At 69.9% G+C, this 13,354-nt stretch carries 10 protein-coding genes; all 10 read right to left on the bottom strand.

Annotated elements, in window-relative coordinates; genetic code table 11:
• Window positions 1–25: 25 nt before the first annotated feature.
• A complete protein-coding gene (locus ON31_RS12750) occupies window positions 26–1,171 on the bottom strand; it encodes a glycosyltransferase (RefSeq protein WP_039813261.1) in 1,146 nt (381 codons plus the stop codon).
• Window positions 1,168–2,499, bottom strand: coding sequence for a glutamate-1-semialdehyde 2,1-aminomutase (locus ON31_RS12755; RefSeq protein ID WP_081592413.1), 1,332 nt, complete (start codon window positions 2,497–2,499; stop codon window positions 1,168–1,170). Before ON31_RS12755 ends, ON31_RS12750 begins: the two co-directional genes overlap by 4 nt.
• Complete coding sequence (locus ON31_RS34610; protein ID WP_051037167.1) at window positions 2,499–3,827, bottom strand: GNAT family N-acetyltransferase; 1,329 nt, start codon at window positions 3,825–3,827, stop codon at window positions 2,499–2,501. Before ON31_RS34610 ends, ON31_RS12755 begins: the two co-directional genes overlap by 1 nt.
• A complete protein-coding gene (locus tag ON31_RS12765; RefSeq protein ID WP_039813266.1) occupies window positions 3,824–5,182 on the bottom strand; it encodes a glycosyl hydrolase family 28-related protein in 1,359 nt (452 codons plus the stop codon). The genes ON31_RS34610 and ON31_RS12765 overlap by 4 nt, the downstream gene beginning before the upstream one ends.
• A complete protein-coding gene (locus ON31_RS12770; protein ID WP_039813269.1) occupies window positions 5,179–6,489 on the bottom strand; it encodes a Wzz/FepE/Etk N-terminal domain-containing protein in 1,311 nt (436 codons plus the stop codon). The genes ON31_RS12765 and ON31_RS12770 overlap by 4 nt, the downstream gene beginning before the upstream one ends.
• A complete protein-coding gene (locus ON31_RS12775) occupies window positions 6,480–7,859 on the bottom strand; it encodes a hypothetical protein (protein WP_039813272.1) in 1,380 nt (459 codons plus the stop codon). The genes ON31_RS12770 and ON31_RS12775 overlap by 10 nt, the downstream gene beginning before the upstream one ends.
• An 81-nt stretch (window positions 7,860–7,940) precedes the next feature.
• Window positions 7,941–8,948, bottom strand: a complete 1,008-nt coding sequence (locus ON31_RS12780; RefSeq protein ID WP_039813275.1) for a CgeB family protein — start codon at window positions 8,946–8,948, stop codon at window positions 7,941–7,943.
• Window positions 8,945–10,219 carry a lipopolysaccharide biosynthesis protein gene (locus ON31_RS12785; protein ID WP_039813364.1) on the bottom strand — a complete coding sequence of 425 codons (1,275 nt, stop codon included), beginning with the start codon at window positions 10,217–10,219 and terminating at the stop codon, window positions 8,945–8,947. Before ON31_RS12785 ends, ON31_RS12780 begins: the two co-directional genes overlap by 4 nt.
• A 598-nt stretch (window positions 10,220–10,817) precedes the next feature.
• Window positions 10,818–11,975 (bottom strand): glycosyltransferase family 4 protein, encoded by a 1,158-nt coding sequence (locus tag ON31_RS12790; RefSeq protein WP_039813278.1) that lies wholly within the window; start codon window positions 11,973–11,975, stop codon window positions 10,818–10,820.
• The gene (locus ON31_RS12795; RefSeq protein WP_172544868.1) at window positions 11,972–13,030 is read right to left on the bottom strand and encodes a glycosyltransferase family 4 protein; all 1,059 of its coding nucleotides are present in this window, start codon (window positions 13,028–13,030) and stop codon (window positions 11,972–11,974) included. The genes ON31_RS12790 and ON31_RS12795 overlap by 4 nt, the downstream gene beginning before the upstream one ends.
• Between the last annotated feature and the right edge of the window lie 324 nt (window positions 13,031–13,354).

Raw genomic sequence — 13,354 nt, forward strand, 5'->3', positions numbered from 1 at the left:
CTATTGTGGCAGAAGGGGAAATATATTATGTCAAGTTCTGTAAGCAGTTGTCGACAACGTTCGACATTCGCTCTCTGAAAACGGTGGGCGAAAAGTCCAATGCGTGCTTTCTGATTCGTTCCCCGTCGAAATTCTGGCTCGGGAAATCCTTCATGACGCGAGCGAACGACTGAATAACTTCGTCGTCGGGGCCGAATTCGATATGTACACCTGTGATATCCGGCAGTACTGTGTCCACCGCGCCGCCGGTTCCGACCGCGATGACGGGGGCCCCGCATGCCATGGCTTCCACGGGGACGATGCCGAAATCCTCTACGCCGGGCATGAGGAGGGCGCGGCAGCGGCGGTACATATCCAGCAGGACGGCGTCGTCGGCGGCGCCGAGAAAGAGTGTCTCGGGTCCGGCGATGCTTTCCAGGTGTCGTCGCGCCCGACCGTCACCGAGGATCACCAGACGCACACCGGCCTGCTGTGCCGCGCGAATCGCCACATCGGCTCGTTTGTAGGGGACCAGGCGTCCGGCGAAGAGGAAGAAATCCTCGCGCTCGACGGTCGGGTCCAGGGAGAAGCTGTCCACGCGCACCGGTGGATTCACGACGGTCGCGGGCAGGTCCCACCATTCCCGCACCCGCTGTGCCACGGCCGAGGAATTCGCGACGACATGGGAGATCCGGGGTGCGGCACGCAATTCCGCGCGCCGGGCCAGGCCGCCCAGGGCGGTCAATGCCAGCTGGCCCGCCCAGCCCCCGGCCTCCCGGGTTCGGAATGCGCTGTCCCAGGCCCAGCGGGCCGGACTGTGCACGTATGCGATCACGGGGGCGGAGGTCGCGAGTGCCGCCGAGCTGGCGAAGGCGTGGTGGCTCACCACGACGGCGTCGAAGTCCGCGCGCAGTGGCAGGCCGCGCAGGGCGCGCGGGACCAGGGGGAGCAACGGTGCGTGCGAGCGCCGTCCCGTCGCGGTGTAGAGCCGCGAAAGCCAGGCGCTGGCACGGATATTCGCGGCGGCGGGTGAGGTGCCCGCCGCGTCGGCGACCGAGCGGACGCAGCCTGTCTCCAGGATGGGCGCGAATACCGGTGCTCCGGGCCAGGTTCGCATGAACTCCGCGACCACCGCCTCGGAGCCGCCGTATTCGGTGAAGCGTTCGTGCACGATCGCGATGCGCGCGTTCATGGTTCCGTCCTGGTCGCGATGCGGCGGGGCTCGGCGTACCGGCGGATCGCCGGTGCCACCGGGCGTCCGTTCAGCAGGCCGTCGACGCTGCCGTTCTCGAGTGCCTTGCGATAGATCGTGGCGGCCTCGCGGCACGCCTCGATGGTGTGGTCGATATCGGCGTCGGTGTGGGCGGCCGAGGTGACGAAGGATTGGCCCAGGACGCCGCGGTCGAGCAGTTCTTGGAGGAACAGGGTGCGGTAGGGCTGGGACGGGTTGCCGTCGGGGTCCTTGGTGAGGAACACCAGGCAGGACGGCCGACCGGTCACCTGGAGGTGGTCGGCGATACCGAGTTCGGCGGCGATGGCGTTGACGCCGTCGGCGAGACGGCGGCCCGCCGCCTCCATGCGGGCGATGGGGTCGGTGGTGGCGTAGGCGCGGACCACCGCGCGGAAGGCGGCGAGGGAGCCGGTTTCCGGGCCGTGCGTGGTGGACAGCAGGAAGACTCGTTCGGCGTCGGTGCGCAGGCCGCCGAGTTCCATGTACTCGCGTTTCCCGGCCAGGGCGGAGATGGGGAAGCCGTTGCCCATGGCCTTGCCCCAGCACGACAGGTCGGGGGTGACGCCGTAGACGCCTTGCGCGCCGCTGGCGGACCAGCGGAAGCCGGTGATCATCTCGTCGAAGACCAGCAGCGCGCCGTGCCGATCGCACAGGGCGCGAACGCCTTCCAGGAATCCGGGCGCGGGGGAGTGCAGGGCGGTGGCCGCTTCCAGGAATACGCAGGCGACCGGATGGGCCTCCAGCGCCGCCGCGAGCGACGGTAGGTCGTTGTAGCGGAAGCGCACCGTATCCGCTTCCGGGATACCGGCGTTCATGGGTGTGGTGCCGATGAACCAGTCGTCCACGGAGAAGAAGGGACTGTCGCTGATGGCGATCGTCTCGCGCCCGGTGGCCGCGCGCGCCAGGCGGACCGCGGCGGTGGTGGCGTCGGAACCGTTCTTGGCGAACTTCACCATGTCCGCGCCCGGCACCAGGTCCAGGAAGTCTTGGGCGGCAAGGAGTTCCAGCTCGGTCGGGCGGGAGAAGTTGACGCCCTCGGCGATGGTGCGGGTGACGGCGTCGACCACCGGACGGTAGCCGTGTCCGAGGGTGACCGAACGCAGTCCCATGCCGTACTCGACGAATTCGTTGCCGTCGCAGTCCCAGACGCGGCAGCCGCTGCCGCGCACCAGGACCGGGGTCATGAACTCGGGGTACTGGTCCGCGCCGCGCGCGTAGGTGTGCGCCCCGCCCGGGACGAGATCGTGCAGGCGGTGCTGGATCGCATTGCTGAGCTGGAAGTTTCGCATCATCCCCGGCTCCTCTGAGTGCTGGCCCACAGGGTGTGGTCGGCACGGACCCCGGTGGGTCCGGTGAAAGCGCGCATGGTGCCCTCCTCGAGCAGTCCCGCGTTCGCGGCGACCGCGGCGGATTCGGTGTCCGCGACAGGGATCTCCGTGGACACCCGGTACAGGCCGAGGCGGGTGAAGGCGAAGTCCACCAGCGCTCGGATGGCCGCCGCGCGGACACCGTCGTCGGCGTGGGCGGGATCTGCCCGGAGCCGCAGCCGAGCGTTGCGTCCGAACAGGTCGACATCGAAGAGCCGACACTCACCGGCGTACTCGCCGCCGACGTCGAGTATCAGCAGCAGGCCGGCCGATGCATGGAAACCGGTTCTGCTGCTGATGAATTCGCGATACCACGCGCTTTCGTTACCGGGGTGGGCAGCCCGCCACGCGCGGGCGTCGGCGGCCCGGGGAGTGCGCAGGACGACGCTCTCGTAGCCGGGGACCGGCACGATGATCGGGGCGGCGGGCAGTATCCGGTGCAGGGTCCGGCGCAGCTGCCCGGCGCGGTAGCGTGCCGAGACCGCGAGTACGGTGGCCGCGCTCGGACCGGTGGGTTCGGCCACCGCGCCGGGATCGGTCGTCACGGCGGCCGCGTCGAGACCGGTTGGCTCGACCTGCGTCGGTGCCCCCTCCCGGTGACGCGCCCGCGTCGACGCGTCGCCCTGGCGGGCACCGACGTGTTCGATCCAGGTGCGGGTGAAACCACCGGCGGGCATCCGGTCGGCCGTGACCGCCCAGAGATCGTGGTCGGTGCGAGCACCGCCGACGTCGAACAGCCCCGCCAGCCGCGCCTCGCAGACATAGCCCACCTGCCGGGCACCGTGCGCGGCGGCTTTGTTGCCCACCGAGATCGGCGCGACGACACGCTCCAGACCGAGTACGCCGAAGCCGTAGTCGAGCAGCACCGACGCCGCCAGTCCGCCGAAACCGTGGCGCGCCTGCCTGGCGTCGATCCAGATGCCCATCTCGCCGTGGCGCGCCCGCCGGTCGATACCGCCGATCTCCACCTGTCCGGCGAACCGGCCGTCGAGTTCTATGACGGTGGACACCGCGAGCCCGGCACGGGCGTGGGTGGCGGCCTCCAGACACTCCCGCACCCAGTGGGCGGCACTGTGCCGCTGCTCCCAGGACTGCGGGGAGCTGTGCCAGAACGGTTCGATCAGATCCCGGTCGCGCAACCGGATGTGCCGCCATGCCGCGAAATCCGCGAAGCGCGGCGGCCGCAGCACCAGGGTGCTGCCGAGCAGGTGCATGGGGCCGAGACGCAGCCCCGTGGTCGCGGCGTTCACGTGGTGGGTCGCTGTCGACCCAGCGACGAGGTCTTGACCGCACCGGTCGCGTCCACCGACAGCCGCCAGTAGCCGCCCTGTTCGTCGCGCAGCACCACCCCGCCCGCCGCGCGATCGGACAGCAGCGCGCCACTGGGCAGCACGGCGGCGACGATGCCGCCGTCGCGGTCCTGGGCCTGGAAGATGTCGGTGTCGGGCTTCCCGGCCTGCGCGACCATGGTGCCGGAGAAGCGCGCCCCGTGAATCCGCCCGCGTCCGATCACATGCCAGCCGTCGGGGAAGGCGCGCGGATCCACATCCTCGTAGCTGCCCGAGATGAGGTTGACGGCGGTGCCCTCCGGGCAGCCGTCGCCGTCGATGCGCAGCTCCACCGGCGGCGTGCGCAGATCCGGATCGAATTGCACATTGGCCAGATACGGCTGTCGGCAGTGCACCAGATCGAGGCAGACCGCACGGGCGGCCACCTTGCAGTTCACCATGCCGAACTGCGCCGGACCCCCGCCCGGTACACCGATGGCCAGGGCGATCTCCGACCCCTCGAACCACACGTTGGTCAGCCACCAGTCGTTGGCCGCGCCGTCGACGAAGATGTGCCGGTCGGTGGTGCGCGGATCGGAGTCGGAGACGAACTCCACGTTGGTGATGGCGAGTCCGGCATTGTGGTTGTCACCGGTGCCCAGGACGCCGACGCGGTTGTTGGTGAGCTTGGAGGAGGTCACGTAGTTCTGGATGCACGAGGTGACGATGCCGTAGCCGAAATTGTTGATATCGCAGTTGACGAAGGCGGTGCCGCCGGTATTGCGGTCCAGCACCACCCCGCGCTGGTCCACATAGCGCGGGTAGTTGTCGGAGAGATGGTTGCCGCGCAGCACCACGCCGTCGAACGAGCAGCGGAAGCACTCCGACAGCCGCACCGCCGTGGCCTCGGGACCGGACAGGTAGAAACCCAAGCGCGAGAACCGCACCCGCTGTTTGCGCTCCAGCGCGATGAGGGTGCCGTCACCCTCGTAGCCGATGGTGGTGGCGTCGCCGCCGTCGCCGAGCACGGTGGCGTAGTCGGGCAGCGGGGGGAAGGCGGTCACCCGGTAGGTCCCGGCCGGGATGTACAGCACGAACGGTCGGTCCCCGACATCGGCCGCCGCGGCGAACGCGGCGGTGTCATCGGCGTTCCCGTCGCCCACCGCCCCGAAATCCCGGACATTGCGGGCGGCGGGCTGATCGGTGACGTGCGGGGACCGGAATTCGGTCCCCGGATCGTCGTCCCCCGACGCGCAGGCCGTCGTCAGCGGCAGGAAGGCCGCCGCGCCGAGCGAGGCGGCGAGCAGGTGACGCCGCCGCACCGGATCATCCGTCATCGGCTCACCGCTTTGCCCGGGGTCGGCGTCCGCCGCAGCAGCCGTTGCAGACCACCGCCCGGCCGGGAGAACACCACCACGCCCGCCAGTCGCGGATCGTCCGCACCGAACGTGGCCAGCGCGCCGCGCACCTGCGCCGAGGTGGTGCGGCCGAGTTCGACCACGCCGACGGTGGCGTCGCAGCGCCGCGCCAGCGCGATGGCGTCCGCGGCGGCGGTGACCGGGGCCGCCTCCACGATGATGTGGTCGTATTCGGTGCGCAGCTTGGACATGATCTCCGCGAAGCGCTCCGAGGCCAGCAGATCCGGGGTGCGCAGATCGACGACGCCCAGCGGCAGCACGCTGATCCCCACCTCCGGCCACAGCACCACCGCCTCGGCGGTGGACGAACTGTTGCGCAGCAGCTCCGCCAGACCGGGGGCCGCGCCCACCGGAATGCGGCGGGAGGAGCCGCGACCGCTGGTGTCGGCGTCCACCAGCACCACCCGCGCGCCGGTATCGGCGAGGCTGCGGGCCAGGCCGAGCGCCACCTCCGGTTCCGAGCGTGGGGACAGCGCGGTGAACAGCACGCTGGTGCGTTCGGGGTCGGCGGTGAGGCGCGTGCGCAGGCGGCGGGTCTCCCCGGCCGCACCGGGCCGCCCGTCGTCGATGATGCCCAGAATCGGCACCGGCAGGATGGCTTCCAGATCGTTGGAGGTGCGCAGCCGCTTGTCGAGGCGGTCCCAGGCCAGCGCCCCGCCCAGTCCCAGCAGCAGTCCGGCGATCACGCCGAGCGCCAGCATGCGGGTGGTCTGCGGCCCGTTCGCCTGGGTGGGCGTCTGGGCCTTGTCGATGACCACCGCCCGCGCCGCGGGCGCGGCGTCGGCCTGGATGGACTCCAGCCGGGAGATGAGCGCCCGGAGTTGGGAGACCACCTCGTCGGCCAGGATGCGCGCCCCGTCGGCGGTGTCGTCGGTGACCGACACGATGATGATGGTGGTGGCGGGCGGGGCCGCCGCGGTGATTCGACCGCGCAGATCGTTCACCGAATCGGGAAGGCCGAGTTGATCTTTCACGTACTGTGCGACGGTGACGCTGGTGGCCAGGTCGATATAGGAGCGCACCCGCTGCTGCGCCGCGAGCCCGCCCTGATACGAATCGTTGACCGAGGTGCCGGTGGCCATGGAGACGTACACCGAACTCGAGGCCGAATAGGTGGTCGGCTGGCTGCGCGCGTACCCGGCCGCCGCGACCACGCACAGCACCACCGCGGCCACGATGACCGGCCAGCGCCGCCGAAACAGATGCAGGTAGTCGGTCAAACCCATTGCGCTGTCCTCTTTTTCCCGGGCGGCGCCGCGGGGTAGCCCGCCAGCTCCGTCACCCGTCTGCGATATTCCCCGACGACCAGATAGACCATCCAGGTCAGCACCACCGCCTGGAGGTATTTGCCGAGTGTCTCGATGCTGCCGAGAATGCCCCGCTCGAACAGCACCGGTACCTCGATGAGCGCCAGCCCCAGCACGGCGAAGGCCAGGTGCCGACTGTAGAGAGCCCGCCGCCACAGCAGCAGCAGGATGAAGGTGAACGAAACACCCACGGCCACACCGGTGTAGCCGCCGAGGACATAGCCCTCGTTGATATTGCCCTCGGCCAGCGACACCGAGACCGTCGACATGTCCACCGACGCGCCGCGCACCTGTTCGGCCCAGGCCGCGCCCGCCCGGAACTTCTCCTGCCCCAGCAGTTGCGTCGGAATCAGACTCTCGAACGCGTGCCGCAGCGCCTCTGCGGGCGTGAGCCAGGATCCGGGCCCGGCCCAGTAGGCGTCGGTGGCCGCCTCGAGCAGGTCGAAACGCCGGAGCAGGCTCAGGAACGGTCGCACGATCGGCGGATAGTTGGCGTCGATGCGCTCCGCGTCGGCCTTGGCCGCCGCGGTGGTCTTGAGCGACTGCAACCAGCCGAAGGCCATCACCGCCAGCACCGAGAGCGCGAGTATGCCGATCACCTTGGCGCGCGTCCAACCCGTCATGGCGCAGCGGACCGCGATGGCCAGGGCCGCGCCCATGATCGGGGTCTTGGACTGCACGGTGGCCGTCCAGAGCAGTTCGCCGAAACACAGTGCGCCCAGTACCAACAGGACGGTGCGCGAGTTGTCGGAGCGGAAGTAGACCAGCAGCCCGATCGCGCCGAGCGTGGCGAGAATGGTGATCAGGTTGATGATCGGATTCGGGCTCTCCAGCTCACCGGCCTTACCGGTGGTGCCGGTGGCGACCGCCGCCAGGCGGCCCAGCGTGCCCAGGACGTAGAGCACCACCAGGGTGGGGACGAAGACCGGATTGTCGATCAGCGGCGGTGTGGCCGTGGCCGTTTCGCCGCCGCGGTACCGCGTCCACACGGTATAGGCGACCACCAGCGCGGCATAGAACCAGAGTCCGAATACGACGGGCTCCAGGACCAGCGCGATGCCGTCGTCGTATCCGAATTCGGCCAGCCGGGGATCGGGCACATTGTCGCCGTAGTGCGGCATGGGCCGGGTCCACAGCAGCACCACCGGTCGCGCGACATAGGACAGCGACCAATGCGCCACCTGCGCGATGAGAAATATCCGTACCACACCGGGTAGGAACAGGGCAGCGCCGACAATCGTCGCCAGCGCACCGGCGACGAGAAATACCTCGGACTGTGCGGCCCCCATCAGCGAACGTCCTTCACCATCACCACTATGTCCGCGCGGACCCGTTCGCCGTTACCCTTTTTCCGCAGCCGTTTTCGGCCATTATCCGGCGAGCGCATCGATGATCTCGCGAGCCCGGTCCACATAGCGGTGTCGTCCGCCGACGATGCGGCGATGGCCCGCCTCGGCGACCTTGGCGGCCTCGTCCGGGCGGCGGGCGCAGCGGGCCAGCACCTCGCGCAGTTCCGCCGGATCGGAGTAGAGGAAGCACTCCGTGCCGTCGTCTAGCAGGTCGGCGTGTTCGTCGGTGCGTTGACCGACGAAAAGCCCTCCGGCAGCGGGAATTTCGAAGGTGCGGCAGGTGTGGGTATCACGATTGTCGGAATTGAGCAGCACCAGGTTCGCGGTCACCCCGGCCACCGCCGCGGAGAAGTGCTCACCGTAGACCGGGCCGCCCACCGCCGCGCCGGTTCGCCACAGCGGTCGCACCCGTCGCCAGTCCGGACCGCGCAGCAGCATACGGGGGCCGTATTCGCGTGCCAGATCGACGAGCAGATCGCGGCGGTCGGGGCGCACCGCGCCGATGAAGCCGACCAGGAAATCCCGGGCGCCGCGTCGGGCGCACGGATGGTGCCAGGCCGGATCGTAAGCGCTACGAACGAATTTCACATTCTTCGCGCCGCGGTCGCGTAGTTCGGCCACATTGTGTGCTTTCGTGGTGACGATGAGATCCCATTCCGATTCGTGTGCCAGGTATTCCGGCGTGGTGTTGTACGGATTGGATACATCGTCGGCGCTGTAGTGCACCCGCACACCGGCCGAGGTGGTCAACAACCGCCGCTGGTCGAGGTGGACACCCTTGAAAGCGAACAATACGTCCGGTACGAATTCCGCGGCGGCGGCGTCGATCTCGCGGTGCAGCCGGTCCACGGTCCACGGCGCGCGCCGTCGCGCCGCCTTGCTGTACACCCAGGGCGGTGACAGCCGGGCGGGCAGGGTGACCGCGGTCGTGTCGACCACCACCACCTCGTGACCCGCCTGCCGGAAGCCGTCGGCCAGCGATCGGGCGTTGCTGCCCACCCAGTCGTCGCCGACGAAGAGGATCTTCACGCGGTCTCCCCCTTGCGCATCAGGACGGTGGCCGGTCCGACGGCCCCCCGTCGCATCGTCCGTTCGCGGACGATGAGCCACCGCATGCGGATGATGTACCACACGGCGACCGAGATTTCCGCGAAAACGGTTCCGTAGACCAGGGTCCACACCGACTGGGTGCGGGTCGCCACCGCCATGGCCGCCACCGCGACGCAGGTGCCGACGATCGCGCCCACCAGCACACCGGTGGTGTCCTGGCGCACCGTCAGGACCGCGGTCGTCACATAGGAGGTGACCGTGGTGGCGGGCAGGATGAGCACCTCGAAGCGCAGCAGCGGCACCGCGTCGGCGAACTCCTGGCCGAAGACCAGGTGGATGAGCCAGGGGGCGCTCACCCAGACGGTCACCGTCGCCACGATGGCGATGGCGACGCAGCCGGCGAGCGCCTGGATCGAGGTGCGCCAGAAGTCCTCGCGGTCGGTGCGCCGGGCCATCCGGGGCAGCAGGGCGAAACCGATGGGGTCCAGGGTGGATTGGATGGCGCGGACCAACCGGTCGCCCGCCGAGTAGAGCCCCAGCGAGGCGGCGGACAGGATCGCACCGTAGATGGCGGCCGAACCCTGTCCGTACCCGGTGACCAGCAGCCGGGAGGTGAACACCGGTGCGGCCAGGCGCAGCACGGCGCGCACCCCGCTCGGCCGCGCCGGGCGGCCGAAGTGGCGCATCGAATCCCACCAGGTCAGCGCGACCGTGGGCACGGACGAGACGAGCAGACAGACGATGGCCGTCGACGCGGTCGGAAACTGGGGGAGCAGCACCAGCAAGAGGATCAGATACCCGATCCGGCCGACGCCCTGGTAGATGGTGGAGGATCCGAAGCGACCCTGGCCGATGAGCAGCCAGTCCTCCGACAGCGACCAGAACCCGCCCGTGAACAGTCCGAGCAGCACCATGTGCAGGGCCGGGGGCACGCCCACCAGCAGGCTCGCCAGCAGTGCCGCGCCGATCACGCTCACCGTGGTGACGCGCAGCGCGGCATAGGTGCCGCGCAGCCGGTTCACCTCGCCCGGACTGCTGTCCGCCTCGTGCACGCGGGCGGCCAGGAACTGGGTGACGCCGAGATCGACCACGAGCGAACCGATGAAGTACGAACTCATGCCGATGGCGAGCAGGCCGACACCGTGCGGGCCGAGGATGCGCGCGATGAGCGGCAGGGTGATGACCGTGATGGCGTACTGGCCGTACTTGCCGAAGGTGACCAGGACGATATCGCGGACCACGCCGGCCAGCCCGTGTGTGGGCGCGGCCCGTCTGCGATGGCGGCCGACGCCTGCACGCGGCGGGGAGGCACTGTCGCGGTGGGCGGCGGCGTGGGCACCGCGCCCGGCGTCCGCGCTGCTGTGGGCAGCGTTCTCGGTACCGTGCGTGGTGTGTTCGGGGGTGCGCCCAGCGTTTTCGGCACCGCGCGTAGTGGTATCGGCACCCGGACCCGCGTTTTCGGCACGGCGCTCGGCGTTTTCGGCACGGCGTGCGGAGTTTTCGGTACCGTGCGGGAGGCTTTCAGCACCGCGTGCGAAAGTTTCGGCGCTGTGCGCGTAGGAGCCGTCCGGGGCGCGGCGCGGTGACCAGGAGATCGGATAGTGATCGGCCCGGCCCGCCCACTGAGGGATGCTGCGCTGTTCCCGCTCCGCGTACGGGGATTCCGGTGGCGGGGGATCGGTGTCGAAGCGGCGGTACCGCGCGCGCAGCGGAACCCCGAAGCGGCGCAGTGAGAGCCGATCGGCGTCGGAGATCCGATCGGGCTCGCGCGCTCGCCCGGCGGCCCGGCGGCGCACCGGCCGCAGCGGCAGCGTGGGTGGGTCCGCGCCGGGTAGCGGATCGTTGGAATCATCCACGCCGCCACCACTTCCGGCGGCGGACGGTGACGGTGGTGAGGAACCGCTCGACCGTGCGCGCGGATTCGTCGATATCGAAATCGCGGGCGCGCAACCGGGCGGCGGCGGCGAGCTTCACCCGCAGTTCCCGATCCCCGAGCAGGGTGTCCAGGGCACGGGTCAGCTGATGGCGGTCGCCGCCCGGCACGAGCAGACCGTCGCGGCCGGTCTCGATGATCTCCTCGGGGCCGCCGGGGCGACTGGCGACGACGGCGCAGCCCGCCCGCATGCCCTCCACCACCACCTGCCCGAAGGGTTCGGGCAGCACCGAGCAGTGCACCAGCACATCCGCGCAGCGCAGATAGGGTTCCGGATCGTCCACGTGCCCGGTGAAGGTGACCGGCAGATCCAACGCGGTGGCGAGATTCTCCAATTCGGTGCGGTAGTGCTCCTCGTCGAAGAATGTGCCGCCGATCAGGAAGACCTCGCGCGGCAGGACGCGCACGTCGGCCAGAGCGCGCAGGAAGACGTCCTGGCCCTTCCACGGGGCGAGGCGGCCGACCACGGCCACCACCGTCTCCGCCGGATCGCGCTGCTCCTCGCGGTCCGGTTCGGCGTGGTCGTGGCGGAATTCCACACCGGGATAGGCGACGACGGCCGGTCGCCGCCAGGTGTACAGCGAGGCGAGGGTGCCCCGGCTGTTGGCGATGACCCCGCGCGCCACCAGCCAGCCCAGCATTCGCAGTGCCGGTGCCAGCCGGCGGCCGAAGTAATCGGCCGAAACCCGGTCGTGCACATGCCAGACGAGCGGGACGCGGGCGCGCCGGGCCGCCACCGCACCCATGAGCAGCGCCTTGGTACTCCCGGCGACCACGATGGTGGCCCCCAGTTCCCGCATGGTGTCGCCGAGCCGCCAGCCGAGTCGGATCAGACCCAGCGCGCCGGTGAGCAGCGCTCGCGTGTCGGCCTTGTCGATGGTGAGGGCGCGGGAGTCGAAATCGGTGGTGACCGACCGCGTCTCGATGCCACGCTCGCGCATGTGGTGCAGCATCGGTCCGTCCTCGGTGTACACCACCGCGACCGTTCCGGCGGGCAAGGCCGAGACCAGCCGCAGGGTCGCGAGCTCCGCCCCGGAGGGGGCGGCGGTGTGCGCGAGGAATACCGCTCTCATGCGGTGACCAGCTCCCGATACAGGTCCAGGTGGCGGCGGGCGGCCGCCGACCAGGAGAACGTTTCGGCGTGTGCCCGGCACTGCGACGGGTCGGGCCGTGCGCCGGAGAGGGCGCGGATGATGCGGGCGGCGAGGGCGTCGCCGCCGCCGGGCGGCACGATGAGGGTGGGATCGAGGTCCCGCACCGAATCCGGCAGTCCGCCACAGTCTGCCACGATCGGGGCGCGTCCGGCGGCCAGTGATTCCAGCGCGATGAGACCGAAACCCTCCAGCGCCAGGGACGGCACCACGGTGAGGTCCGCGCGTGCGTACAGATCGGTCAGTTCGGTATCGGTGACCGTGCCGGTGAAGTGGATCGAGTCCTGGGTCCGCGCCAGTTCCCGGAGTTCCGCTTCGGCCGTGCCGGTTCCGACGATGACCAGTCGAGCGTCGGGGTGCGCCGCGCTGACCTCGGGCCAGCACCGCACCAGGACGTCGATCCCCATGCGCCGTTCCAGTCGCCGCACGCACAGCACCGTGCCGGTCGACCGGTCGCGGGTGGGCACCGGGAAGCGGGTGAGATCCACCCCGGGCGGGATCACCCGGACCTTGTCCGCGGGCACGCGATAGTCGGCGACCAGCAGTCGGCGAAAGTGCTGGGACAGCACCACGAATCGGTCCGCCCCGAGGTAGCGCAGCCGTTCCACCAGGTATTTGGCGCGAACCGCCCGGTCGCTCTCGCCGGCCATCCGGCTTTCCGCCGCCCAGGGCCCGTGGAAGTGCACCACCAGCGGATTGCGCCCGCGCGTGGACGGGCCGTAGAGGCAGAAGTGCCGGTCCAGCACCGTACCGGGTAGCAGTTCCGCGCGGTCCAGATAGGCCGTACGAGCGCGGTGCAGGGTGGACCCGCCCGTGGGTCCCCACGACCCGGCCCCCGGACCGGCCGGGGCGTCTCCGAAAGCCGTTGCGGTGACCGCGATATCCGGGTGGTCGTTCAGCGCCCGGTACAGATCCGTGAAGTACCGGTTCAATCCGCCCGGGGCGGCGGCGAACCATTCCGATCCGGTCATATGCACCCGCAGTGACCCCACCAACACCGTCACCCCCGGGTCAGTCCACTCCGTCACGAATCGCGGTCGCGATCCGCGCGCCCTCTCTCGGCCAGTGTAGGTCAATCCGCGCAGGTAGGTCGGTTATTGCGAGGCAACCGAAGGGGGTGGTCGGTCGGTTCGACAAACGCGGAAGATCGCCGCGCCACACCGTGATCCGGACCGCATGCGGCAGGGCCGGACTATGAGAGAAAGTGCGGGCCGCGCCCGGGAATACGCCGAATCACCTGGGCGGATGCGATCGGGCCGGACAACCGACGGTCGCGTAACCCGAAGGTAGCGGGGCAAGAT

The sequence above is a fragment of the Nocardia otitidiscaviarum NBRC 14405 genome, from assembly GCF_000308635.1.
Classification (GTDB): Bacteria; Actinomycetota; Actinomycetes; order Mycobacteriales; family Mycobacteriaceae; genus Nocardia; species Nocardia otitidiscaviarum.

Bases quoted from the DNA above. Each gene is read 5' to 3' on its own strand.
- ON31_RS12750 (WP_039813261.1), bottom strand. From the start codon at position 1,171: ATGAACGCGCGCATCGCGATCGTGCACGAACGCTTCACCGAATACGGC.
- ON31_RS12755 (WP_081592413.1), bottom strand. From the start codon at position 2,499: ATGCGAAACTTCCAGCTCAGCAATGCGATCCAGCACCGCCTGCACGAT.
- ON31_RS12790 (WP_039813278.1), bottom strand. From the start codon at position 11,975: ATGAGAGCGGTATTCCTCGCGCACACCGCCGCCCCCTCCGGGGCGGAG.
- ON31_RS12775 (WP_039813272.1), bottom strand. From the start codon at position 7,859: ATGGGGGCCGCACAGTCCGAGGTATTTCTCGTCGCCGGTGCGCTGGCG.
- ON31_RS12765 (WP_039813266.1), bottom strand. From the start codon at position 5,182: ATGACGGATGATCCGGTGCGGCGGCGTCACCTGCTCGCCGCCTCGCTC.
- ON31_RS12770 (WP_039813269.1), bottom strand. From the start codon at position 6,489: ATGGGTTTGACCGACTACCTGCATCTGTTTCGGCGGCGCTGGCCGGTC.